4 protein-coding genes, 12 tRNA genes, 5 rRNA genes, 13 pseudogenes and 1 other annotated feature (1 of these 35 cut by a window edge) are annotated in these 25112 nt (G+C 43.7%); of the genes and pseudogenes, 21 read left to right on the top strand and 13 right to left on the bottom strand.

Annotation, left to right across the window (positions count from 1 at the left end; all coding sequences use genetic code 11):
* Nucleotides 1–112 precede the first annotated feature (112 nt).
* Nucleotides 113–673 (bottom strand): AAA family ATPase, encoded by a 561-nt coding sequence (locus EKQ63_RS29410; RefSeq protein WP_143880594.1) that lies wholly within the window; start codon nt 671–673, stop codon nt 113–115.
* Between the two features lie 171 nt (nt 674–844).
* On the opposite strand from EKQ63_RS29410, the pseudogene EKQ63_RS29415 reads away from it, so the two are divergent.
* A pseudogene (locus EKQ63_RS29415) lies at nt 845–1366 on the top strand (type II CAAX prenyl endopeptidase Rce1 family protein); the annotation flags it as partial.
* Between the two features lie 63 nt (nt 1367–1429).
* Nucleotides 1430–1726 (top strand): heavy metal-binding domain-containing protein, encoded by a 297-nt coding sequence (locus tag EKQ63_RS29420; RefSeq protein WP_223290777.1) that lies wholly within the window; start codon nt 1430–1432, stop codon nt 1724–1726.
* On the opposite strand, the gene EKQ63_RS29425 is transcribed toward EKQ63_RS29420, so the two are convergent.
* Nucleotides 1716–2285 carry a TetR/AcrR family transcriptional regulator gene (locus EKQ63_RS29425; protein WP_000593067.1) on the bottom strand — a complete coding sequence of 190 codons (570 nt, stop codon included), beginning with the start codon at nt 2283–2285 and terminating at the stop codon, nt 1716–1718. The two genes, EKQ63_RS29420 and EKQ63_RS29425, sit on opposite strands and share 11 nt — an antisense overlap.
* Before the next feature lie 170 nt (nt 2286–2455).
* On the opposite strand from EKQ63_RS29425, the pseudogene EKQ63_RS29430 reads away from it, so the two are divergent.
* From EKQ63_RS29430 to EKQ63_RS29485, 12 genes and pseudogenes are all read left to right on the top strand, one after another.
* Nucleotides 2456–3223, top strand: a pseudogene (locus tag EKQ63_RS29430) (tail fiber domain-containing protein); the annotation flags it as partial.
* Between the two features lie 116 nt (nt 3224–3339).
* Nucleotides 3340–3987: pseudogene (locus EKQ63_RS29435) on the top strand (S-layer homology domain-containing protein); the annotation flags it as partial.
* Between the two features lie 748 nt (nt 3988–4735).
* A 23S ribosomal RNA gene (locus EKQ63_RS29440) occupies nt 4736–7657 on the top strand.
* A 5-nt stretch (nt 7658–7662) separates the two neighbouring features.
* Nucleotides 7663–8331: pseudogene (locus EKQ63_RS29445) on the top strand (transposase); the annotation flags it as partial.
* A 50-nt stretch (nt 8332–8381) separates the two neighbouring features.
* Nucleotides 8382–8514: a sequence feature (16S ribosomal RNA rRNA prediction is too short), on the top strand.
* Between the two features lie 159 nt (nt 8515–8673).
* Nucleotides 8674–11595, top strand: a 23S ribosomal RNA gene (locus EKQ63_RS29450).
* Between the two features lie 12 nt (nt 11596–11607).
* Nucleotides 11608–11723 (top strand): 5S ribosomal RNA (gene rrf / locus EKQ63_RS29455).
* Nucleotides 11724–11728: 5 nt separating this feature from the next.
* Nucleotides 11729–11804 (top strand) — tRNA-Val (locus EKQ63_RS29460).
* An 8-nt stretch (nt 11805–11812) separates the two neighbouring features.
* Nucleotides 11813–11896 (top strand) — tRNA-Tyr (locus tag EKQ63_RS29465).
* A gap of 11 nt (nt 11897–11907) precedes the next feature.
* Nucleotides 11908–11982: transfer RNA gene (locus EKQ63_RS29470), tRNA-Gln, on the top strand.
* 4 nt (nt 11983–11986) lie between these two features.
* Nucleotides 11987–12062 (top strand) — tRNA-Lys (locus tag EKQ63_RS29475).
* Between the two features lie 14 nt (nt 12063–12076).
* A tRNA-Leu gene (locus tag EKQ63_RS29480) sits at nt 12077–12157 on the top strand.
* Nucleotides 12158–12194: 37 nt separating this feature from the next.
* A tRNA-Gly gene (locus tag EKQ63_RS29485) sits at nt 12195–12251 on the top strand.
* Nucleotides 12252–12322: 71 nt separating this feature from the next.
* Here EKQ63_RS29485 and EKQ63_RS29495 read toward each other — a convergent pair.
* Nucleotides 12323–12691 (bottom strand): hypothetical protein, encoded by a 369-nt coding sequence (locus tag EKQ63_RS29495; RefSeq protein ID WP_143880520.1) that lies wholly within the window; start codon nt 12689–12691, stop codon nt 12323–12325.
* 187 nt (nt 12692–12878) lie between these two features.
* Nucleotides 12879–13481: pseudogene (locus EKQ63_RS29500) on the bottom strand (N-acetylmuramoyl-L-alanine amidase family protein); the annotation flags it as partial.
* 28 nt (nt 13482–13509) lie between these two features.
* Between EKQ63_RS29500 and EKQ63_RS29505 the strand changes: the two are divergent.
* Nucleotides 13510–14074: pseudogene (locus EKQ63_RS29505) on the top strand (serine hydrolase); the annotation flags it as partial.
* Nucleotides 14075–14665: 591 nt separating this feature from the next.
* Here the strand turns inward: EKQ63_RS29505 and EKQ63_RS30620 are convergent.
* Together EKQ63_RS30620 and EKQ63_RS29535 are read right to left on the bottom strand one after the other, a co-directional pair.
* Nucleotides 14666–15022 (bottom strand): annotated as a pseudogene (locus EKQ63_RS30620) (hypothetical protein); the annotation flags it as partial.
* A gap of 231 nt (nt 15023–15253) precedes the next feature.
* A pseudogene (locus EKQ63_RS29535) lies at nt 15254–15448 on the bottom strand (helix-turn-helix domain-containing protein); the annotation flags it as partial.
* Nucleotides 15449–15840: 392 nt separating this feature from the next.
* Between EKQ63_RS29535 and EKQ63_RS29540 the strand changes: the two are divergent.
* Nucleotides 15841–18761 (top strand): 23S ribosomal RNA (locus EKQ63_RS29540).
* A gap of 237 nt (nt 18762–18998) precedes the next feature.
* On the opposite strand, the pseudogene EKQ63_RS29545 reads toward EKQ63_RS29540, so the two are convergent.
* Both EKQ63_RS29545 and EKQ63_RS29550 read right to left on the bottom strand, forming a co-directional pair.
* Nucleotides 18999–19307 (bottom strand): annotated as a pseudogene (locus EKQ63_RS29545) (hypothetical protein); the annotation flags it as partial.
* Nucleotides 19308–19494: 187 nt separating this feature from the next.
* Nucleotides 19495–19902: pseudogene (locus tag EKQ63_RS29550) on the bottom strand (transposase); the annotation flags it as partial.
* Between the two features lie 240 nt (nt 19903–20142).
* On the opposite strand from EKQ63_RS29550, the gene EKQ63_RS29555 reads away from it, so the two are divergent.
* The 4 genes and pseudogenes from EKQ63_RS29555 to EKQ63_RS29570 all read left to right on the top strand — a co-directional run.
* Nucleotides 20143–20219 (top strand) — tRNA-Ile (locus EKQ63_RS29555).
* Between the two features lie 8 nt (nt 20220–20227).
* Nucleotides 20228–20303, top strand: a tRNA-Ala gene (locus tag EKQ63_RS29560).
* Nucleotides 20304–20383: 80 nt separating this feature from the next.
* Nucleotides 20384–23305 (top strand): 23S ribosomal RNA (locus tag EKQ63_RS29565).
* A gap of 7 nt (nt 23306–23312) precedes the next feature.
* A pseudogene (locus tag EKQ63_RS29570) lies at nt 23313–23723 on the top strand (transposase); the annotation flags it as partial.
* Between the two features lie 133 nt (nt 23724–23856).
* Here EKQ63_RS29570 and EKQ63_RS29575 read toward each other — a convergent pair.
* The 5 genes and pseudogenes from EKQ63_RS29575 to EKQ63_RS29595 form a co-directional block, all read right to left on the bottom strand.
* Nucleotides 23857–24372, bottom strand: a pseudogene (locus EKQ63_RS29575) (DNA polymerase thumb domain-containing protein); the annotation flags it as partial.
* Nucleotides 24373–24409: 37 nt separating this feature from the next.
* A tRNA-Gly gene (locus EKQ63_RS29580) sits at nt 24410–24484 on the bottom strand.
* A gap of 29 nt (nt 24485–24513) precedes the next feature.
* Nucleotides 24514–24594: transfer RNA gene (locus EKQ63_RS29585), tRNA-Leu, on the bottom strand.
* Between the two features lie 14 nt (nt 24595–24608).
* Nucleotides 24609–24684: transfer RNA gene (locus tag EKQ63_RS29590), tRNA-Lys, on the bottom strand.
* Nucleotides 24685–24697: 13 nt separating this feature from the next.
* Nucleotides 24698–24773, bottom strand: a tRNA-Thr gene (locus EKQ63_RS29595).
* Between the two features lie 69 nt (nt 24774–24842).
* Between EKQ63_RS29595 and EKQ63_RS29600 the strand changes: the two are divergent.
* Nucleotides 24843–25112: pseudogene (locus tag EKQ63_RS29600) on the top strand (ASCH domain-containing protein) (it continues 169 nt past the right edge of the window).

Raw genomic sequence — 25112 nt, forward strand, 5'->3', positions numbered from 1 at the left:
AAAATCTCATAGGGGGTTCCTCCTTTTCCTTGCTACCGATAATGAGACGTTATGTTAATTAGAAATGTATACGATATTCATAAAATCCGAACTGTTCAATTTGTAAAAAAAACTATAGCTGAAATTCTTTCTTTATAATTTCAGCTACTTCTGTAGCATTTAAATTCGTATTATTGATCCTTATATAATTTTTCTCTGTAATTTCTCCTTCTCTTGAATTTAATCTAAAATTTTCAAATGTGCTTAATAAATTTTGTTCAGATTGTTCAATATTCCTTTTTGTTGGCTTATGTTCAAGTCGATGAGGTGTTTTATTTCGTTGAAGTCTTTCTTCTACATCAGCTTCTAATTCAACAAAATAAATATTAACCCCTTGGGAACGAAAAATATTACATATACTTTCAACATCATCCCAATCTTTCTTTTCATTAAACGCCCATACGTATGTAAAAATCATTCCATAATGTTCACTATTTGAAAATGATTGAAATATTTCCTTTCGAAAAAGATGTGTCAATCGCCACATTTCCGAAGAGAATCCATACAATGGCTCCAATAAATCAATTGTCATATGGTTATGAAATAATTTTAAATCAGTCATCTTTGCTAGTTCTTGTCCAACTGTCATTTTCCCAACTGCTTGTGGCCCAAATATCAAAACAAACTTTTTCATCAAATTCCCTCCAAAAAATAATAAGACATTAATTACAAAATAAGAGATTCTGTAAATGTATCACAATCAAAATATTTTGTAGAATCTATATACTTTTCTGCCTTTTGTATTTATAAAAATAGTTGTCTTCCAATAACGATAATTATGTAAATAAGCTGTCCATATGGGGGATCAGAATTTGCTCTTAGTGCCATCGGTTTGACTGTACCTGCTATTGTAGGAATCATTTTCTTTAGGAAAGAAATTATTGAAAGTTTTACTTATTTTAAAGAGAAAACAATTTTGAAAATAGTAAGCATTCCTATGGTAGTTTTACTTATGATAATTGTGGAAAATTCTATTATGCATTTTCTAAATACAGGTCAGCCAGAGAACCAAGAACAGATCCTTACAAATGGCGCAGAGATGCCTATTATATTCACATTACTTGTATTTGGGATTATAGGACCAATAATTGAAGAAATTATATTTCGTCATATATTAGTAAATCGTTTTTCGGAATATGTTGGTACTGCTATTGCATCCATCGTTTCGATTATAATTTTTACACTTCTTCACACGAACCAACTTTCGGATATTGCTATTTATTTACCTGGCACGGTGATGCTTACTGCGGCGTATCTTATTTCTAATAGATCCCTTGCATATGTTATAGCGATACATATGTTAAACAATTTTATTCCTTTTATTTAATTGCATATGTCATAGAGAGACACATGCAATTGAATATTATAAAAAATTAGGAGGGTGTCAAACATGATTGTAACAACAACGTCTGGAATTCAAGGTAAAGAAATTATTGAGTATATTGATATTGTAAATGGTGAAGCTATTATGGGGGCCAACATTGTACGCGATTTATTCGCTTCTGTTCGTGATGTTGTCGGTGGTCGTGCTGGTTCTTATGAAAGTAAGCTAAAAGAAGCTCGTGATATCGCAATGGATGAAATGAAAGAACTTGCAAAACAAAAAGGTGCCCCTTTTAGGCGGTTTTCTTTTTCAGATATTTGTATCACAATTATTTTTTTGTATGTGGTTAAAACTAGTTTTTAAGAAGCATATGCTTTAGCAACTGCAGAAATTCTTTATCACTTTTATCATCTTTTATATAATCCTGTTCATAGTTAAAAATCATTCGTACTAACATAAATGCTGTTAGCGGTAAAGGTACCTTATGCAAAGCTCCTTGCTGATAACCTTTTTCGAGCAAATTACTTATCATTTTAATTGCTTCTTCTTCAGATTTTTTAAAACAAGCTGTAATTTCAGGTGAATGGTACTCTTTATATTCTTGAAAGAGTGTAGAAACAAAGGGATCTTGATGATATTCTAGGCTGATATAATGAAGGATTTTTTGTATTCGAAGTAAAACATCTTTTTCCTCTTTATATAAATCAAATAATTGTGAGCGTTTAAGCTGAATATGACGCATATAGCAGTCACATAATATTTCAGTTTTATCTGTATAGTAATAATAAATAGTTCCTTTACCAACTTTAGCTTTTTTTGCAATTTCATCAACCGTTGTGTTACGGACACCACGCGTAGAGAACAGTATTGTGGCAGATTGAATGATTTTCTTTTTTTTATTTTCTTTTTCTAATTTGATCATTGTCTACACCCTATCCTTGAAATATTTAGCGAAGTTTTCTTTCATTACATTCTCTATCAGTCTATTTATCATTTTTTAACGCCTAATAGAAAGTCCCCTAGTTGCTCCTTATAGAATAACACACATCATTCATATTTCTAGTATATAACTATAATAGAATACAACTTTATCAACTACAGCCAACGATTGTATTAGGTGGGGATTCAAGTTTTCAAGATGGCTCTGTTGTTCTTAGTCAACAACCAACGCAAGGATTCTTAGGAATAATAAACGGTAAAGATTCTAACGGAGACCCGTATTTCGTAAGCTCAGTTATGTTTAGAAGATCAGGCGATTTAATCCTAAAGGGTGGCATGAATGGGTCTGTAACCGTTAACTCGGGTAAAGGTATAAATAATTACGCAAATGGTGGATCGTATTGGGTAGAAGCTACTGATGGTATCGGATTAAAAGGCGGAAATAAAAGTGTATTGATAGACAGTCGAACCGCTATTGTTTTCAGCTTAAACGAAAAAAATATGCTTGATGTAGTGGATAACAATGGAGAAACGGATTTACGATTTCAAACAGTACTACTTAGAAATGGATCAGTGCCTGGTTATGCTGGTAAATTACAAGTTAAATCCGGTTCAGGTACTTCTTATTCCCCTGTAGTAGCAAGTAATTTTGAAACTTCATCGCAACGCAAATATAAAACAAACATTCGAGATGTACAGTTCAGTGCTTTAGAAAAAATTATGGCGTTAAATATTCAACAATACAATTTGAAAACGGATATGGAACAGCTGTATGAAATGCGGATGAATCGTCAAGAAGACGAGACAGTATTAACTATAAAGGATATTACCACTAGATACGGTTGGATTGCAGATGATGAAAATAATCCTGAGTGTTTTGTTACAAAAGAAAGAAATGCCGCTGAGATATATTCATCTTTGTATTATAGTGAATTTGCCAACCTACTCTATTGTTTAAACTAAGTCATATTACTTATAAGATTCACTATAAATGATAAATTTACTAAGCTGTAATATTATTTTAGGAGTGTTACATTTTGAAATACAAATTAATTGCTACAGGAATTCTTGCTGGAAGTCTACTATCCTATTCTTCTGGTATTTTTGCAGATACTCATAAATTCCCAGATGTTCCTGCATGGGCTGACAAATCCGTTAATTATTTAGTTGATAAACAGGTATTGAATGGTTATCCAGATGGAACTTTTGGTTCTAGCGATACATTAGATAGAGCTTCTGCAGCAACCATTATGACAAAAGTTCTAGGTATACAAGTTGATACAAGTGCAAAACCTTCTTTTACAGATTCTCAAAATCATTGGGCAAGCCCTTATATTGCGGCTGCTGAAAAAGCAGGAATTATAAAAGGTGAAGGGAATGGATTATTTAATCCTTCTGGAAAAGTTACTCGTGCTGCAATGGCAACAATGTTAGTAAATGCATATAAGCTACAGGATAGAACAAATAGTAATGGGCAAAGTAAATTTGATGATTTAAAAGGACATTGGGGTGAAAAATTCGCCAATATTTTAATTGATTTAAAGATTTCTGTTGGTACTGATAATGGTTGGCAACCAAATAAATTCATAACACGTGCAGAAGCTGCACAACTTACTGCCAAAACAGATACCCTTCAATCCAGTCCGAAAAACCCTTTAGAAAGTAAAACAATCATTATTGATCCTAGGTTATAGAATATACGCCTATTTTTATAACGAAAGTGACGAGCTCAGGTTATAAGAAAGGACTGATTATAGTATACGAGAGATTGTTTGAGATTTTTACATATAAAAGAACAGCTAGCAAAAGCTAACTGCTCAATACAAGGAGATACAGAGAAAACTAAATGGAGTTTGGCATACATCCTATCAACATTATGGACATAATATTGAGTTTTATTCGAAGGAATTCATGTTTTACAAATTAGATTATGATAGTTGATATTCTCCATATTGACCAGAAAAGAACCAAGAATTCTAGTGAAATTCCAAGTGTCCTTTTCCTAGTTTTTTGAAATTCTTTTACTAAATAGCCGACAGCACTAATTGCTATAAGAATGAAAAGAATAAGTTCAAGTGTAACTGGCATTTGATCTACTCCTAATCCTTTATTTTAATTTAGTATATAACGATTATAAGATATTTTTTGTGGCTAATGGTGAAAAATTAAACAAAACAATCTCTATATGAAAAAAGGTCCTGTTGTCTCCAACAGAACCCCTTCTAAAATGGCAAAGAGTAACTCTTACCTTACTCTTTGTTTATATACTACAGGAGTGTTAATCAAAATCCAAGGCTCCTTATATTGAGAAATAAAGAAGAGTCATTCTAAAGAATCTTATCATTGTTATAAGTAAAGGAGCAGTTAGCCAAAACTAACTGCTCATCTCCAAGGGGGAACAAGGAGAAAATCTAATGTCATCTATATTATTTTGGTTAAGTTAGAAAGGGCGCACGGTGGATGCCTTGACACTAGGAGTCGATGAAGGACGGGACTAACGCCGATATGCTTCGGGGAGCTGTAAGTAAGCTTTGATCCGAAGATTTCCGAATGGGGAAACCCACCATACGTAATGGTATGGTATCCTTATCTGAATACATAGGGTAAGGAAGACAGACCCAGGGAACTGAAACATCTAAGTACCTGGAGGAAGAGAAAGCAAATGCGATTTCCTGAGTAGCGGCGAGCGAAACGGAACATAGCCCAAACCAAGAGGCTTGCCTCTTGGGGTTGTAGGACATTCTATACGGAGTTACAAAGGAACGAGGTAGACGAAGCGACCTGGAAAGGTCCGTCGTAGAGGGTAACAACCCCGTAGTCGAAACTTCGTTCTCTCTTGAATGTATCCTGAGTACGGCGGAACACGTGAAATTCCGTCGGAATCTGGGAGGACCATCTCCCAAGGCTAAATACTCCCTAGTGATCGATAGTGAACCAGTACCGTGAGGGAAAGGTGAAAAGCACCCCGGAAGGGGAGTGAAAGAGATCCTGAAACCGTGTGCCTACAAATAGTCAGAGCCCGTTAACGGGTGATGGCGTGCCTTTTGTAGAATGAACCGGCGAGTTACGATCCCGTGCGAGGTTAAGCTGAAGAGGCGGAGCCGCAGCGAAAGCGAGTCTGAATAGGGCGTTTAGTACGTGGTCGTAGACCCGAAACCAGGTGATCTACCCATGTCCAGGGTGAAGTTCAGGTAACACTGAATGGAGGCCCGAACCCACGCACGTTGAAAAGTGCGGGGATGAGGTGTGGGTAGCGGAGAAATTCCAATCGAACCTGGAGATAGCTGGTTCTCCCCGAAATAGCTTTAGGGCTAGCCTTAAGTGTAAGAGTCTTGGAGGTAGAGCACTGATTGGACTAGGGGTCCTCATCGGATTACCGAATTCAGTCAAACTCCGAATGCCAATGACTTATCCTTAGGAGTCAGACTGCGAGTGATAAGATCCGTAGTCAAAAGGGAAACAGCCCAGACCGCCAGCTAAGGTCCCAAAGTGTGTATTAAGTGGAAAAGGATGTGGAGTTGCTTAGACAACTAGGATGTTGGCTTAGAAGCAGCCACCATTTAAAGAGTGCGTAATAGCTCACTAGTCGAGTGACTCTGCGCCGAAAATGTACCGGGGCTAAATACACCACCGAAGCTGCGGATTGATACCAATGGTATCAGTGGTAGGGGAGCGTTCTAAGGACAGTGAAGTCAGACCGGAAGGACTGGTGGAGTGCTTAGAAGTGAGAATGCCGGTATGAGTAGCGAAAGACGGGTGAGAATCCCGTCCACCGAATGCCTAAGGTTTCCTGAGGAAGGCTCGTCCGCTCAGGGTTAGTCAGGACCTAAGCCGAGGCCGACAGGCGTAGGCGATGGACAACAGGTTGATATTCCTGTACCACCTCTTTATCGTTTGAGCAATGGAGGGACGCAGAAGGATAGAAGAAGCGTGCGATTGGTTGTGCACGTCCAAGCAGTTAGGCTGATAAGTAGGCAAATCCGCTTATCGTAAAGGCTGAGCTGTGATGGGGAAGCTCCTTATGGAGCGAAGTCTTTGATTCCCCGCTGCCAAGAAAAGCTTCTAGCGAGATAAAAGGTGCCTGTACCGCAAACCGACACAGGTAGGCGAGGAGAGAATCCTAAGGTGTGCGAGAGAACTCTGGTTAAGGAACTCGGCAAAATGACCCCGTAACTTCGGGAGAAGGGGTGCTTTCTTAACGGAAAGCCGCAGTGAATAGGCCCAAGCGACTGTTTAGCAAAAACACAGCTCTCTGCGAAGCCGTAAGGCGAAGTATAGGGGGTGACACCTGCCCGGTGCTGGAAGGTTAAGGAGAGGGGTTAGCGTAAGCGAAGCTCTGAACTGAAGCCCCAGTAAACGGCGGCCGTAACTATAACGGTCCTAAGGTAGCGAAATTCCTTGTCGGGTAAGTTCCGACCCGCACGAAAGGTGTAACGATTTGGGCACTGTCTCAACCAGAGACTCGGTGAAATTATAGTACCTGTGAAGATGCAGGTTACCCGCGACAGGACGGAAAGACCCCGTGGAGCTTTACTGTAGCCTGATATTGAATTTTGGTACAGTTTGTACAGGATAGGCGGGAGCCTTTGAAACCGGAGCGCTAGCTTCGGTGGAGGCGCTGGTGGGATACCGCCCTGACTGTATTGAAATTCTAACCTACGGGTCTTATCGACCCGGGAGACAGTGTCAGGTGGGCAGTTTGACTGGGGCGGTCGCCTCCTAAAGTGTAACGGAGGCGCCCAAAGGTTCCCTCAGAATGGTTGGAAATCATTCGTAGAGTGCAAAGGCATAAGGGAGCTTGACTGCGAGACCTACAAGTCGAGCAGGGACGAAAGTCGGGCTTAGTGATCCGGTGGTTCCGCATGGAAGGGCCATCGCTCAACGGATAAAAGCTACCCCGGGGATAACAGGCTTATCTCCCCCAAGAGTCCACATCGACGGGGAGGTTTGGCACCTCGATGTCGGCTCATCGCATCCTGGGGCTGTAGTCGGTCCCAAGGGTTGGGCTGTTCGCCCATTAAAGCGGTACGCGAGCTGGGTTCAGAACGTCGTGAGACAGTTCGGTCCCTATCCGTCGTGGGCGTAGGAAATTTGAGAGGAGCTGTCCTTAGTACGAGAGGACCGGGATGGACGCACCGCTGGTGTACCAGTTGTTCTGCCAAGGGCATAGCTGGGTAGCTATGTGCGGAAGGGATAAGTGCTGAAAGCATCTAAGCATGAAGCCCCCCTCAAGATGAGATTTCCCATAGCGTAAGCTAGTAAGATCCCTGAAAGATGATCAGGTTGATAGGTTCGAGGTGGAAGCATGGTGATATGTGGAGCTGACGAATACTAATAGATCGAGGACTTAACCATATAAGTATTTTCGAAACGGGACCGTGAAGAAAGGAACACTCTATATTCAATTAGATATGGAAGAACTCATGAATCAAGTGCCCCCTGGTCAAACATTGGAAATTTCAGAAGCATATATTGGACAGGATCAAAAATTACCAGCTCGTGTTATTATTCATCGATTAACAAAGGAACAAACAGAGAAAAGGTTGAAGGAACAAGCCAAAAAAGAAAAAAAGAAAGGTATTACCTACAAAGAACGAAGTAAGCGGTTGAGTGGAATCAACGTGTATATTACGAATCTTTCAGCAGAAAATGCTTCAACGGAACACATCCATGACTTGTATTCATTACGCTGGCAAATTGAAATTTTGTTCAAAACATGGAAATCTTTCTTTCAAATTCACAAGTGCAAAAAAATAAAGAAAGAACGCTTAGAATGTCATTTATATGGTCAACTCATTAGCATATTACTCTGTTCATCGACAATGTTTAAAATGCGTCAGTTACTCTTAGATAAGAAAAAGAAAGAGTTAAGTGAGTACAAATCTATTTATATGATAAAGAATTATTATCTATTGTTTTACCATGGATTAAAAAAGGACATTCAAGAACTATTAAAAGTTTTTCTGCGTTTATTTTATCTTTTAGTGAAAAACGGACGGAAATCTCACCACATGAAGCTGGAATCGCTAGTAATCGCGGATCAGCATGCCGCGGTGAATACGTTCCCGGGCCTTGTACACACCGCCCGTCACACCACGAGAGTTTGTAACACCCGAAGTCGGTGGGGTAACCTTTTGGAGCCAGCCGCCTAAGGTGGGACAGATGATTGGGGTGAAGTCGTAACAAGGTAGCCGTATCGGAAGGTGCGGCTGGATCACCTCCTTTCTATGGAGAATTGATGAACGCTGTTCATCAATATAAGTTTCCGTGTTTCGTTTTGTTCAGTTTTGAGAGAACTATCTCTCATATATAAATGTATGTTCTTTGAAAACTAGATAACAGTGTAGCTCATATTTTTTAATTTTTAGTTTGGTTAAGTTAGAAAGGGCGCACGGTGGATGCCTTGACACTAGGAGTCGATGAAGGACGGGACTAACGCCGATATGCTTCGGGGAGCTGTAAGTAAGCTTTGATCCGAAGATTTCCGAATGGGGAAACCCACCATACGTAATGGTATGGTATCCTTATCTGAATACATAGGGTAAGGAAGACAGACCCAGGGAACTGAAACATCTAAGTACCTGGAGGAAGAGAAAGCAAATGCGATTTCCTGAGTAGCGGCGAGCGAAACGGAACATAGCCCAAACCAAGAGGCTTGCCTCTTGGGGTTGTAGGACATTCTATACGGAGTTACAAAGGAACGAGGTAGACGAAGCGACCTGGAAAGGTCCGTCGTAGAGGGTAACAACCCCGTAGTCGAAACTTCGTTCTCTCTTGAATGTATCCTGAGTACGGCGGAACACGTGAAATTCCGTCGGAATCTGGGAGGACCATCTCCCAAGGCTAAATACTCCCTAGTGATCGATAGTGAACCAGTACCGTGAGGGAAAGGTGAAAAGCACCCCGGAAGGGGAGTGAAAGAGATCCTGAAACCGTGTGCCTACAAATAGTCAGAGCCCGTTAACGGGTGATGGCGTGCCTTTTGTAGAATGAACCGGCGAGTTACGATCCCGTGCGAGGTTAAGCTGAAGAGGCGGAGCCGCAGCGAAAGCGAGTCTGAATAGGGCGTTTAGTACGTGGTCGTAGACCCGAAACCAGGTGATCTACCCATGTCCAGGGTGAAGTTCAGGTAACACTGAATGGAGGCCCGAACCCACGCACGTTGAAAAGTGCGGGGATGAGGTGTGGGTAGCGGAGAAATTCCAATCGAACCTGGAGATAGCTGGTTCTCCCCGAAATAGCTTTAGGGCTAGCCTTAAGTGTAAGAGTCTTGGAGGTAGAGCACTGATTGGACTAGGGGTCCTCATCGGATTACCGAATTCAGTCAAACTCCGAATGCCAATGACTTATCCTTAGGAGTCAGACTGCGAGTGATAAGATCCGTAGTCAAAAGGGAAACAGCCCAGACCGCCAGCTAAGGTCCCAAAGTGTGTATTAAGTGGAAAAGGATGTGGAGTTGCTTAGACAACTAGGATGTTGGCTTAGAAGCAGCCACCATTTAAAGAGTGCGTAATAGCTCACTAGTCGAGTGACTCTGCGCCGAAAATGTACCGGGGCTAAATACACCACCGAAGCTGCGGATTGATACCAATGGTATCAGTGGTAGGGGAGCGTTCTAAGGACAGTGAAGTCAGACCGGAAGGACTGGTGGAGTGCTTAGAAGTGAGAATGCCGGTATGAGTAGCGAAAGACGGGTGAGAATCCCGTCCACCGAATGCCTAAGGTTTCCTGAGGAAGGCTCGTCCGCTCAGGGTTAGTCAGGACCTAAGCCGAGGCCGACAGGCGTAGGCGATGGACAACAGGTTGATATTCCTGTACCACCTCTTTATCGTTTGAGCAATGGAGGGACGCAGAAGGATAGAAGAAGCGTGCGATTGGTTGTGCACGTCCAAGCAGTTAGGCTGATAAGTAGGCAAATCCGCTTATCGTGAAGGCTGAGCTGTGATGGGGAAGCTCCTTATGGAGCGAAGTCTTTGATTCCCCGCTGCCAAGAAAAGCTTCTAGCGAGATAAAAGGTGCCTGTACCGCAAACCGACACAGGTAGGCGAGGAGAGAATCCTAAGGTGTGCGAGAGAACTCTGGTTAAGGAACTCGGCAAAATGACCCCGTAACTTCGGGAGAAGGGGTGCTTTCTTAACGGAAAGCCGCAGTGAATAGGCCCAAGCGACTGTTTAGCAAAAACACAGCTCTCTGCGAAGCCGTAAGGCGAAGTATAGGGGGTGACACCTGCCCGGTGCTGGAAGGTTAAGGAGAGGGGTTAGCGTAAGCGAAGCTCTGAACTGAAGCCCCAGTAAACGGCGGCCGTAACTATAACGGTCCTAAGGTAGCGAAATTCCTTGTCGGGTAAGTTCCGACCCGCACGAAAGGTGTAACGATTTGGGCACTGTCTCAACCAGAGACTCGGTGAAATTATAGTACCTGTGAAGATGCAGGTTACCCGCGACAGGACGGAAAGACCCCGTGGAGCTTTACTGTAGCCTGATATTGAATTTTGGTACAGTTTGTACAGGATAGGCGGGAGCCTTTGAAACCGGAGCGCTAGCTTCGGTGGAGGCGCTGGTGGGATACCGCCCTGACTGTATTGAAATTCTAACCTACGGGTCTTATCGACCCGGGAGACAGTGTCAGGTGGGCAGTTTGACTGGGGCGGTCGCCTCCTAAAGTGTAACGGAGGCGCCCAAAGGTTCCCTCAGAATGGTTGGAAATCATTCGTAGAGTGCAAAGGCATAAGGGAGCTTGACTGCGAGACCTACAAGTCGAGCAGGGACGAAAGTCGGGCTTAGTGATCCGGTGGTTCCGCATGGAAGGGCCATCGCTCAACGGATAAAAGCTACCCCGGGGATAACAGGCTTATCTCCCCCAAGAGTCCACATCGACGGGGAGGTTTGGCACCTCGATGTCGGCTCATCGCATCCTGGGGCTGTAGTCGGTCCCAAGGGTTGGGCTGTTCGCCCATTAAAGCGGTACGCGAGCTGGGTTCAGAACGTCGTGAGACAGTTCGGTCCCTATCCGTCGTGGGCGTAGGAAATTTGAGAGGAGCTGTCCTTAGTACGAGAGGACCGGGATGGACGCACCGCTGGTGTACCAGTTGTTCTGCCAAGGGCATAGCTGGGTAGCTATGTGCGGAAGGGATAAGTGCTGAAAGCATCTAAGCATGAAGCCCCCCTCAAGATGAGATTTCCCATAGCGTAAGCTAGTAAGATCCCTGAAAGATGATCAGGTTGATAGGTTCGAGGTGGAAGCATGGTGACATGTGGAGCTGACGAATACTAATAGATCGAGGACTTAACCATATAAGAATACAGTCTGGTAATGATGGCAGAGAGGTCACACCCGTTCCCATACCGAACACGGAAGTTAAGCTCTCTAGCGCCGATGGTAGTTGGGACCTTGTCCCTGTGAGAGTAGGACGTTGCCAGGCAAAATGGAGGATTAGCTCAGCTGGGAGAGCACCTGCCTTACAAGCAGGGGGTCGGCGGTTCGATCCCGTCATCCTCCACCATATATGTCGGAGGGGTAGCGAAGTGGCTAAACGCGGCGGACTGTAAATCCGCTCCTTCGGGTTCGGCAGTTCGAATCTGCCCCCCTCCACCATTCTTAATTAATGGGCTATAGCCAAGCGGTAAGGCAACGGACTTTGACTCCGTCATGCGCTGGTTCGAATCCAGCTAGCCCAGCCATTAAGAGCCATTAGCTCAGTTGGTAGAGCATCTGACTTTTAATCAGAGGGTCGAAGGTTCGAGTCCTTCATGGCTCACCATTTCAACAAAATATGCGGGTGTGGCGGAATTGGCAGACGCACTAGACTTAGGATCTAGCGCCTTTGGCGTGGGGGTTCGACTCCCTTCACCCGCACTTTTAATTAAATAACTCATACATGTCTTGCGGAAGTAGTTCAGTGGTAGAATACAACCTTGCCAAGGTTGGGGTCGCGGGTTCGAATCGTCCAGATATTATCATTGAAGCGCTTCCCTCCTTACAAATAAAAAAAGAAGCAACTAAAGCTGCTTCTTTACTTATCTATTCATAATCTTCTGTGTCATCTTCTTCATAATACGTATTCCCATTGTTTACATAAATAGGACCATTCGCAACATCAATACGTAGTACCCATGCCCATGGAACAGCTAAACGTTTATGTAATGCGCGCCAAAAGTTCATTGATTTTCTTTCGTACTCCTGAAACTCCTGAAGTAACTCTTTATAGGAGGAACCGTCTAACTGAATATTTGCTTCTAACAAACGAGAATGGGCATAGTACTGTGACTCTAGTTCAGCAGCAATTTCCATTTCTTCTTCCGTTGCCATACCAATAATTGCTCCATCTGCTGGTGCAATTTCATATACGTTGTGAACTTCAATAAGCCCTTCTTTCTCTTTCTCAAACATGTAAACAGCCTCCTTTAACATATATTTTTTTATGTTACAAAGTCATACTTCTACAATAACCCCTCTTATTCCTCTTTTTTTGATAAACTTTTACAAATTATTAATCTGATGACCTGTATGCTTTATTCTTTCAGCAGAAACTAAACTCTCATTTTGAAAAGTTCAGGTGGCAGTATGAAAGGGCTTATCATAATCTATATTCAGATACATTATTTCCTTTCCATTCGTAATAATCTAAAACCCCTTCATAAATAGCTTCTGCTGCAATCTGTCTGCCGTTTGCTGTAGATAGTTTACTGTAATCGATACCATTATCTATAAAAGCCAATTCCGTTAACACAGCTGGCATATCGTTTTCTCTTATAACATGAAGATCTCCATGTTTAACGCCTCTATCACGCGTTTGAAGAGCCTCTACTAAACGTGTTTGAATTTTTTCCGCTAAAACACGGCTTTCTTCTACATGAGGATTTGTTTTTTCGGATTCAGAAGAATTATAGTAGTATGTTTCTGTCCCCTTTGCATTACCATTAAAAGCATTTGCATGAATGCTTATAAAGATATCACCCTCATTTTGCTTAGCAAATTTAACACGTTCCTGTAAAGAGCTTTTTTGGTCATGTCCAGGCCTAGTATCAGATTCACGTGTTAGTAAAACTGTAAATGGTGTATGCTTTTCAAGCAATTGTTGTAGGCGTAAAGAAGTATCTAATACGATTTTACTTTCTGACAATCCTTTTGTGGGCTTTCCAGGATCTGCACCACCATGTCCAGGATCAATAATGATTGTTTAGGGTAGGGTTCCTTCTTTTTCTTTGCTGCTGACTCACTATTTAGCCCAGAATTTAGAAAACAATGTGTTACCGAAGAAAACAGCTGCTGCATGGGCCAAGCGCGAGGGCGACAAATTCTACCTCGTTAACGAAACATTTAATTCTATAAACTATCTAGGAAAGCTAATACCTCTTAACACACAAATTACGCTCAAAGATGGCTATTGGGAGGGCAAAAAAATTACAGGTCCGAATACGGCGACGCATCAAATTCAGATTCCCGTGATGAATGGGAGGGATACAAAGGAAGCTCATTTCTATACAGAGGATGGTAATGAATATATGGAGATGGCCAGCATTTTATACGTCATTGAATCTAACGTAAAAATCCCTTGATACAGGTCAATTATCGAAAGTTACACTGCAAGAAAATGGGCATGCGAAATGGTTTACGATCCCGCAAACGGCAGCAGGGAAAACAATGAATGTAGAGTTGCCATCAGGAAGTTCATTCGCGGTGTATGATGAGAATGGAGTGTGCGTCAATTTTACGGTTGTTAGTGACTACAACAAAGTAAAACTACCGGAGAACGGAACGGTTGTATTTGCTAAAAAAAACAAGGAGAGAAAGAAAAAAAACAAGGAGAAAAAAAAAAAAAACCAGGTGAAGAAACAGAAAAACCAGGTGAAGAAACAGAAAAACCAGGTGAAGAAACAGAAAAACCAGGCGAAGAAACAGAAAAACCAGGTGAAGAAACAGAAAAACCAGGTGAAGAAACAGAAAAACCAGGCGAAGAAACAGAGAAACCAGGTGAAGAAACAGAAAAGCCAGGCGAAGAAACAGAGAAGCCAGGTGAAGAAACAGAGAAACCAGGTGAAGAAACAGAGAAGCCAGGCGAAGAAACAGAGAAACCAGGTGAGGAAACAGAAAAGCCAGGTGAAGAAACAGAGAAGCCAGGTGAAGAAACAGAAAAACCAGGTGAAGAAACAGAAAAACCAGGTGAAGAAACAGAAAAACCAGGCGAAGAAACAGAGAAACCAGGTGAAGAAACAGAAAAGCCAGGCGAAGAAACAGAGAAACCAGGTGAAGAGACAGGAAAACCGGGTGAAGAAACAGAGAAACCAGGTGAGGAAACAGAAAAGCCAGGCGAAGAAACAGAGAAGCCGGGTGAAGAAACAGAGAAGCCGGGTGAAGAAACAGTTCTAACTTCGGTGCAGGGTAATGTCCATGAGTATAAGCCGGTGCTCCTCCATGATCTCCATCAGCTTCTAACTTAGGTGCAGGTGTATCTCCTACGTTATAGGACGGCGCTGGATAGTCTCCATATCCATAAACTGGTGCTCCTGTATGCCCATGAGTATAGGACGGCGCTCCCCCTGTATGTCCATGTGCATAACTCGGAGACCATCCCTCTCCATGAGTATAAGATGGTGCCCCTCCATGATCTCCTACAGAGTCAGCTTTAACAATTCCTCCGCCATTTCCGTGAGTAACACCAAAAATTCCAAATCCTAAAACAGATAAACTTACAACTGCTGTACCAATTTTCCTTTTCATAATCGCTCTCCTCTATGTGTATTTCATGTAAATTGAAATGAACATATTCTGGATATCCGTCATGATGAAAATTCGACTCATTTCATTACCATATATTTATACTTCTATGTATTTTTTTGTAAAACCTTCTTGAAATCTGAAGGAAATGGTTATTTTTTGTAAAAATCAAAATGTAGTAACAAATTATTCACTTCACAATTTAAGCTTCGTTTCCTAGCTATATTCACCACATCTCTTTCGCTTCTTGATCTTTGTAAATCGTTTCTGTAAAGCTAACTGTGAAACAGATTTTCCAAATAGCTTATAGTATCTATCACTCATTCTTTTACAATAGTTATAAGCGAATCTTGCAGCACCAGCATGATTTCTAAGCACTTGTTCTTGTTCAGGCGTTGGAATCAGTCTGACTTTCTTCGCCAATATCATCAGAATGTAACTCCTTTAATGAAAGATTGGTTCTTCTGAATCATAGCGTGTTCCACCAGCATTCTCCTGAGACTACTCGGATGCAAACCTGTTAATTCTGATACTTGACTAACTCGTAAAAATTTCATTATTATTGTTACCTCATTAAACTCACGATAGCACATATGTTCGATAAATTCAATGAGGTTTGATAGATTTAATTAAATGTATCTCGTTCAACTAAGGGCGCAATTCCTTAGCCAGTTCTCTTATGAACTTCTCCTGTTTTCACATGAGCGCAGACTATATGTTTATCTCTTTAGAGATAGAGGATTTTTCCACCACCATAGGCTTGTGGTGTACTCTCGTCAGTTATACGAGATAGTCGTTGAACGTTCATCTTATCACTTTTTGGTTAAGTTAGAAAGGGCGCACGGTGGATGCCTTGACACTAGGAGTCGATGAAGGACGGGACTAACGCCGATATGCTTCGGGGAGCTGTAAGTAAGCTTTGATCCGAAGATTTCCGAATGGGGAAACCCACTATACGTAATGGTATGGTATCCTTACCTGAATACATAGGGTATGGAAGACAGACCCAGGGAACTGAAACATCTAAGTACCTGGAGGAAGAGAAAGCAAATGCGATTTCCTGAGTAGCGGCGAGCGAAACGGAACATAGCCCAAACCAAGAGGCTTGCCTCTTGGGGTTGTAGGACATTCTATACGGAGTTACAAAGGAACGAGGTAGACGAAGCGACCTGGAAAGGTCCGTCGTAGAGGGTAACAACCCCGTAGTCGAAACTTCGTTCTCTCTTGAATGTATCCTGAGTACGGCGGAACACGTGAAATTCCGTCGGAATCTGGGAGGACCATCTCCCAAGGCTAAATACTCCCTAGTGATCGATAGTGAACCAGTACCGTGAGGGAAAGGTGAAAAGCACCCCGGAAGGGGAGTGAAAGAGATCCTGAAACCGTGTGCCTACAAATAGTCAGAGCCCGTTAATGGGTGATGGCGTGCCTTTTGTAGAATGAACCGGCGAGTTACGATCCCGTGCAAGGTTAAGCTGAAGAGGCGGAGCCGCAGCGAAAGCGAGTCTGAATAGGGCGTTTAGTACGTGGTCGTAGACCCGAAACCAGGTGATCTACCCATGTCCAGGGTGAAGTTCAGGTAACACTGAATGGAGGCCCGAACCCACGCACGTTGAAAAGTGCGGGGATGAGGTGTGGGTAGCGGAGAAATTCCAATCGAACCTGGAGATAGCTGGTTCTCCCCGAAATAGCTTTAGGGCTAGCCTTAAGTGTAAGAGTCTTGGAGGTAGAGCACTGATTGAACTAGGGGTCCTCATCGGATTACCGAATTCAGTCAAACTCCGAATGCCAATGACTTATCCTTAGGAGTCAGACTGCGAGTGATAAGATCCGTAGTCAAGAGGGAAACAGCCCAGATCGCCAGCTAAGGTCCCAAAGTGTGTATTAAGTGGAAAAGGATGTGGAGTTGCTTAGACAACTAGGATGTTGGCTTAGAAGCAGCCACCATTTAAAGAGTGCGTAATAGCTCACTAGTCGAGTGACTCTGCGCCGAAAATGTACCGGGGCTAAATACACCACCGAAGCTGCGAATTGATACCAATGGTATCAGTGGTAGGGGAGCGTTCTAAGTGCAGTGAAGTCAGACCGGAAGGACTGGTGGAGCGCTTAGAAGTGAGAATGCCGGTATGAGTAGCGAAAGACGGGTGAGAATCCCGTCCACCGAATGCCTAAGGTTTCCTGAGGAAGGCTCGTCCGCTCAGGGTTAGTCAGGACCTAAGCCGAGGCCGACAGGCGTAGGCGATGGACAACAGGTTGATATTCCTGTACCACCTCTTTATCGTTTGAGCAATGGAGGGACGCAGAAGGATAGAAGAAGCGTGCGATTGGTTGTGCACGTCCAAGCAGTTAGGCTGATAAGTAGGCAAATCCGCTTATCGTGAAGGCTGAGCTGTTATGGGGAAGCTCCTTATGGAGCGAAGTCTTTGATTCCCCGCTGCCAAGAAAAGCTTCTAGCGAGATAAAAGGTGCCTGTACCGCAAACCGACACAGGTAGGCGAGGAGAGAATCCTAAGGTGTGCGAGAGAACTCTGGTTAAGGAACTCGGCAAAATGACCCCGTAACTTCGGGAGAAGGGGTGCTTTCTTAACGGAAAGCCGCAGTGAATAGGCCCAAGCGACTGTTTAGCAAAAACACAGCTCTCTGCGAAGCCGTAAGGCGAAGTATAGGGGGTGACACCTGCCCGGTGCTGGAAGGTTAAGGAGAGGGGTTAGCGTAAGCGAAGCTCTGAACTGAAGCCCCAGTAAACGGCGGCCGTAACTATAACGGTCCTAAGGTAGCGAAATTCCTTGTCGGGTAAGTTCCGACCCGCACGAAAGGTGTAACGATTTGGGCACTGTCTCAACCAGAGACTCGGTGAAATTATAGTACCTGTGAAGATGCAGGTTACCCGCGACAGGACGGAAAGACCCCGTGGAGCTTTACTGTAGCCTGATATTGAATTTTGGTACAGTTTGTACAGGATAGGCGGGAGCCATTGAAACCGGAGCGCTAGCTTCGGTGGAGGCGCTGGTGGGATACCGCCCTGACTGTATTGAAATTCTAACCTACGGGTCTTATCGACCCGGGAGACAGTGTCAGGTGGGCAGTTTGACTGGGGCGGTCGCCTCCTAAAGTGTAACGGAGGCGCCCAAAGGTTCCCTCAGAATGGTTGGAAATCATTCGTAGAGTGCAAAGGCATAAGGGAGCTTGACTGCGAGACCTACAAGTCGAGCAGGGACGAAAGTCGGGCTTAGTGATCCGGTGGTTCCGCATGGAAGGGCCATCGCTCAACGGATAAAAGCTACCCCGGGGATAACAGGCTTATCTCCCCCAAGAGTCCACATCGACGGGGAGGTTTGGCACCTCGATGTCGGCTCATCGCATCCTGGGGCTGTAGTCGGTCCCAAGGGTTGGGCTGTTCGCCCATTAAAGCGGTACGCGAGCTGGGTTCAGAACGTCGTGAGACAGTTCGGTCCCTATCCGTCGTGGGCGTAGGAAATTTGAGAGGAGCTGTCCTTAGTACGAGAGGACCGGGATGGACGCACCGCTGGTGTACCAGTTGTTCTGCCAAGGGCATAGCTGGGTAGCTATGTGCGGAAGGGATAAGTGCTGAAAGCATCTAAGCATGAAGCCCCCTCAAGATGAGATTTCCCATAGCGTAAGCTAGTAAGATCCCTGAAAGATGATCAGGTTGATAGGTTCGAGGTGGAAGCATGGTGACATGTGGAGCTGACGAATACTAATAGATCGAGGACTTAACCATATAAGATTCATTTCTATTTCTTTTTAGTTTCTATTCTTTAGTAAAAGAACTTAGTAGATGAAAAGGGTAGATTGTACAATTAATTGGGGGATAAGTATAAGTAACTTTGAACAATATTAAGTTCACCATTTTTATGATGTCGCTTTTTCTATAATGGTAAGTTCAAATTATGTTTCTATTAAATAAAAAATACATCCTTATAAGGATGTATTTTTTATTTAATGATAATGTTATAAATTATTCTACATGAACCGATATGCTTTTAGATAATACTTGCATTGAGAAAGGAACTCTAGCTTCAAAAGCTATAGTGTTTGTTGAATTTGGTGTATTTGAGAAGATGTACGAATCTTTGATACGTAATCTAAATGTTTTTTCAGATCCGAATGGATCAGTATAAGAACTGACTTCGTCTAAAGAACTTCCTGCATATCTAATACCATTAATAGTTAAAGCTTCTGAATATGAATCCGGTGTACCTACTTCACTAACTTTCACATAAAGGTAATCGCCCTTAAGAACAGGAATAGATAAGTAAGAACTTAATTCAAGAGCTCGGGAAATGGCTGCTAAAAAGGAAATAAATCTAGTTATGTGGGTCACTCCGCATGTCCATCAAGCTAAACAAGTAACTTACTAGATATGAAACGATTCTTGGTTCAAAACTAGTAATTGATAGAAAAGTAGGCATGCTAAAGAAGCCTATTAAAACGTGATTTTTTCGCTAGGCAACTTATCTATGCTTCACTGTCGTTTTATACACAATCCCTAGAATATCAAAGACGGTCATCTTCTTATACCTATGACATTTACGACCGTTCTTTTTGAGCAGCTGATAAAGGCGATGCAAAATTTTCAAAAGTTTTTCTGTGCCAACGGCTATCGCTTGAAACAGTAATGGAAAGTAATCTTTAATCATATAAATCGCTTTGTATTCACTCAGCTCTTGTTTTTTCTTTTCAAGCAGAAACTGACGCATTTGAAACATCGTAGAAGAACAGAGGAGAATGCCGATGAGTTGTCCATATAAATGGCACTCTAGGCGTTCTCTTTTTATATTTTGACATTCATCAATTTTAAAGAGCGACTTCCACGTTTTAAACAAAATTTCAATCTGCCAACGAAGTGAATATAATGGAAAGTCGGTGGGGTAACCTTTTGGAGCCAGCCGCCTAAGGTGGGACAGATGATTGGGGTGAAGTCGTAACAAGGTAGCCGTATCGGAAGGTGCGGCTGGATCACCTCCTTTCTATGGAGAATTGATGAGCGCTGCTTATCAATATAAGTTTCCGTGTTTCGTTTTCGTTTAGTTTTGAGAGTTCAATAAAAAGTATTGACTCTTAAATGAGGATATGATATAAATAAATCCTGCAATTTGTATGGGCCTATAGCTCAGCTGGTTAGAGCGCACGCCTGATAAGCGTGAGGTCGATGGTTCGAGTCCATTTAGGCCCACCATACAACTTGGGGCCTTAGCTCAGCTGGGAGAGCGCCTGCCTTGCACGCAGGAGGTCAGCGGTTCGATCCCGCTAGGCTCCACCAAAAAGCTATTTTAAATAGCAAATGGTATGTTCTTTGAAAACTAGATAACAGTGTAGCTCATATTTTTTAATTTTTAGTTTGGTTAAGTTAGAAAGGGCGCACGGTGGATGCCTTGACACTAGGAGTCGATGAAGGACGGGACTAACGCCGATATGCTTCGGGGAGCTGTAAGTAAGCTTTGATCCGAAGATTTCCGAATGGGGAAACCCACCATACGTAATGGTATGGTATCCTTATCTGAATACATAGGGTAAGGAAGACAGACCCAGGGAACTGAAACATCTAAGTACCTGGAGGAAGAGAAAGCAAATGCGATTTCCTGAGTAGCGGCGAGCGAAACGGAACATAGCCCAAACCAAGAGGCTTGCCTCTTGGGGTTGTAGGACATTCTATACGGAGTTACAAAGGAACGAGGTAGACGAAGCGACCTGGAAAGGTCCGTCGTAGAGGGTAACAACCCCGTAGTCGAAACTTCGTTCTCTCTTGAATGTATCCTGAGTACGGCGGAACACGTGAAATTCCGTCGGAATCTGGGAGGACCATCTCCCAAGGCTAAATACTCCCTAGTGATCGATAGTGAACCAGTACCGTGAGGGAAAGGTGAAAAGCACCCCGGAAGGGGAGTGAAAGAGATCCTGAAACCGTGTGCCTACAAATAGTCAGAGCCCGTTAACGGGTGATGGCGTGCCTTTTGTAGAATGAACCGGCGAGTTACGATCCCGTGCGAGGTTAAGCTGAAGAGGCGGAGCCGCAGCGAAAGCGAGTCTGAATAGGGCGTTTAGTACGTGGTCGTAGACCCGAAACCAGGTGATCTACCCATGTCCAGGGTGAAGTTCAGGTAACACTGAATGGAGGCCCGAACCCACGCACGTTGAAAAGTGCGGGGATGAGGTGTGGGTAGCGGAGAAATTCCAATCGAACCTGGAGATAGCTGGTTCTCCCCGAAATAGCTTTAGGGCTAGCCTTAAGTGTAAGAGTCTTGGAGGTAGAGCACTGATTGGACTAGGGGTCCTCATCGGATTACCGAATTCAGTCAAACTCCGAATGCCAATGACTTATCCTTAGGAGTCAGACTGCGAGTGATAAGATCCGTAGTCAAAAGGGAAACAGCCCAGACCGCCAGCTAAGGTCCCAAAGTGTGTATTAAGTGGAAAAGGATGTGGAGTTGCTTAGACAACTAGGATGTTGGCTTAGAAGCAGCCACCATTTAAAGAGTGCGTAATAGCTCACTAGTCGAGTGACTCTGCGCCGAAAATGTACCGGGGCTAAATACACCACCGAAGCTGCGGATTGATACCAATGGTATCAGTGGTAGGGGAGCGTTCTAAGGACAGTGAAGTCAGACCGGAAGGACTGGTGGAGTGCTTAGAAGTGAGAATGCCGGTATGAGTAGCGAAAGACGGGTGAGAATCCCGTCCACCGAATGCCTAAGGTTTCCTGAGGAAGGCTCGTCCGCTCAGGGTTAGTCAGGACCTAAGCCGAGGCCGACAGGCGTAGGCGATGGACAACAGGTTGATATTCCTGTACCACCTCTTTATCGTTTGAGCAATGGAGGGACGCAGAAGGATAGAAGAAGCGTGCGATTGGTTGTGCACGTCCAAGCAGTTAGGCTGATAAGTAGGCAAATCCGCTTATCGTGAAGGCTGAGCTGTGATGGGGAAGCTCCTTATGGAGCGAAGTCTTTGATTCCCCGCTGCCAAGAAAAGCTTCTAGCGAGATAAAAGGTGCCTGTACCGCAAACCGACACAGGTAGGCGAGGAGAGAATCCTAAGGTGTGCGAGAGAACTCTGGTTAAGGAACTCGGCAAAATGACCCCGTAACTTCGGGAGAAGGGGTGCTTTCTTAACGGAAAGCCGCAGTGAATAGGCCCAAGCGACTGTTTAGCAAAAACACAGCTCTCTGCGAAGCCGTAAGGCGAAGTATAGGGGGTGACACCTGCCCGGTGCTGGAAGGTTAAGGAGAGGGGTTAGCGTAAGCGAAGCTCTGAACTGAAGCCCCAGTAAACGGCGGCCGTAACTATAACGGTCCTAAGGTAGCGAAATTCCTTGTCGGGTAAGTTCCGACCCGCACGAAAGGTGTAACGATTTGGGCACTGTCTCAACCAGAGACTCGGTGAAATTATAGTACCTGTGAAGATGCAGGTTACCCGCGACAGGACGGAAAGACCCCGTGGAGCTTTACTGTAGCCTGATATTGAATTTTGGTACAGTTTGTACAGGATAGGCGGGAGCCTTTGAAACCGGAGCGCTAGCTTCGGTGGAGGCGCTGGTGGGATACCGCCCTGACTGTATTGAAATTCTAACCTACGGGTCTTATCGACCCGGGAGACAGTGTCAGGTGGGCAGTTTGACTGGGGCGGTCGCCTCCTAAAGTGTAACGGAGGCGCCCAAAGGTTCCCTCAGAATGGTTGGAAATCATTCGTAGAGTGCAAAGGCATAAGGGAGCTTGACTGCGAGACCTACAAGTCGAGCAGGGACGAAAGTCGGGCTTAGTGATCCGGTGGTTCCGCATGGAAGGGCCATCGCTCAACGGATAAAAGCTACCCCGGGGATAACAGGCTTATCTCCCCCAAGAGTCCACATCGACGGGGAGGTTTGGCACCTCGATGTCGGCTCATCGCATCCTGGGGCTGTAGTCGGTCCCAAGGGTTGGGCTGTTCGCCCATTAAAGCGGTACGCGAGCTGGGTTCAGAACGTCGTGAGACAGTTCGGTCCCTATCCGTCGTGGGCGTAGGAAATTTGAGAGGAGCTGTCCTTAGTACGAGAGGACCGGGATGGACGCACCGCTGGTGTACCAGTTGTTCTGCCAAGGGCATAGCTGGGTAGCTATGTGCGGAAGGGATAAGTGCTGAAAGCATCTAAGCATGAAGCCCCCCTCAAGATGAGATTTCCCATAGCGTAAGCTAGTAAGATCCCTGAAAGATGATCAGGTTGATAGGTTCGAGGTGGAAGCATGGTGACATGTGGAGCTGACGAATACTAATAGATCGAGGACTTAACCATATAATCATTATATTCACTGCATTGGCAGATTGAAATTTTATTTAAAACGTGGAAGTCATTCTTTGAAATTGATGAATGCAAAAATATAAAAAAAGAACGCCTAGAGTGCCATTTATATGGACAACTCATCAGCATTCTCCTCTGTTCTTCTACGATGTTTCAAATGCGTCAGTTTCTGCTTGAAAAGAAAAAGCAGGAACTGAGTGAATACAAAGCGATTTATATAATTAAAGATTACTTTCCGTTACTGTTTCAAGCGATAGCTTTTGGCACAGAAGAACTTTTAAAAATTCTGCATCGCCTTTATCAACTACTCAAAAAGAACGGTCGTAAATGTCATAGGCATAAGAAGATGACCGTCTTTGATATTCTAGGGATTGTGTATAAAACGACAGTGAAGCATAGACAAGCTGCCTAGCGAAAAAATCGCGTTTTAATAGGCTTCTTTAGCATGCCTACTTTTATATCAATTGCTAGTTTTGAAACACGGATCATTTCGTAACTAGTAATTTACTTGGTTAGCTTGATGGGCATGTGGCGGTACCCCTTACGCTAAAATCAATGCCGTTGCTATGTAAGTGTAGTTCTTCGCCAATGACCCCAAAGCTCTGCTTTAAGTATTTCAGTGGATATTGCGCTAAGTCACCGATTGAATGAATTCCTTTTCGGTTTAACTTCGCTTCTGTCTTACCCGAAATCCCCCAAAACTTACTAAGTGGTCGAATTGGCCATAATTTTATGGGTACATCTTCGTACTTCCAGTATGCTATGCAATCTTTCGTTTTCTTTGCCTCCACATCTAAGGCAACCTTGCTCATTAAAGGATTAGGACCAATGCCTATCGTGCATTCAATTCTTGTCTTTGCATATATTTCACGTTTGAATTTCAACGCAAACTCATATGGATCGTTAGCAAACAAATGAATACTATCCGTAATGTCCATAAAGAACTCATCGATGGAATATTGGTGGAAGTCCTCTACAGGAACGTATTGCAGAGCTAATTTCGTGATGAAATTAGAGCATTTTATGTAAGTACTCATAATTGGATTTACCACAAGTGCGTCTGCCTGTTCCGCCACCCCGGCATGTCATATTGAAAATTGGAGCGGAAGACGGGATTCGAACCCGCGACCCCAACCTTGGCAAGGTTGTATTCTACCACTGAACTACTTCCGCAAGACATGTTTGAGTTATTTCATTAAAAGTGCGGGTGAAGGGAGTCGAACCCCCACGCCAAAGGCGCTAGATCCTAAGTCTAGTGCGTCTGCCAATTCCGCCACACCCGCATATTCATTAAAAATGGTGAGCCATGAAGGACTCGAACCTTCGACCCTCTGATTAAAAGTCAGATGCTCTACCAACTGAGCTAATGGCTCTTACAATAAAAACTGGTGCCGACTAGAGGACTTGAACCCCCAACCTACTGATTACAAGTCAGTTGCTCTACCAATTGAGCTAAGTCGGCTAAATGGTGGAGGATGACGGGATCGAACCGCCGACCCCCTGCTTGTAAGGTTATAGGGATGAGGGACTAATATCAGTTAATAAGATAGAAGAATATTGGCATATGTACGCGAGAGAAAACGAGTTAAACATAAGTGTTCCAGATGCATGGGTGTTTGGAGATGGTTCCAAGGAAATGAGAGATGAATTAAGAAGTTTAGATGTTAAAAGGAATCAAAACAGGAACATACGCTGCACATTGTGTTTACGGGCTTGAAGGAGAGGACATTCAAAAGTTTGGTCAGTACGATATTGTATTGGCCGGAGACAATACTCGATTAGCAATTATAAAATATACAGA

It is taken from the genome of Bacillus sp. BD59S, assembly GCF_007363175.1.
Taxonomy (GTDB): Bacteria; Bacillota; Bacilli; order Bacillales; family Bacillaceae_G; genus Bacillus_A; species Bacillus_A pacificus.

Bases quoted from the DNA above. Each gene is read 5' to 3' on its own strand.
- EKQ63_RS29425 (WP_000593067.1), bottom strand. From the start codon at position 2,285: ATGATCAAATTAGAAAAAGAAAATAAAAAAAAGAAAATCATTCAATCT.
- EKQ63_RS29495 (WP_143880520.1), bottom strand. From the start codon at position 12,691: ATGTTTGAGAAAGAGAAAGAAGGGCTTATTGAAGTTCACAACGTATAT.
- EKQ63_RS29420 (WP_223290777.1), top strand. From the start codon at position 1,430: ATGATTGTAACAACAACGTCTGGAATTCAAGGTAAAGAAATTATTGAG.
- EKQ63_RS29410 (WP_143880594.1), bottom strand. From the start codon at position 673: ATGAAAAAGTTTGTTTTGATATTTGGGCCACAAGCAGTTGGGAAAATG.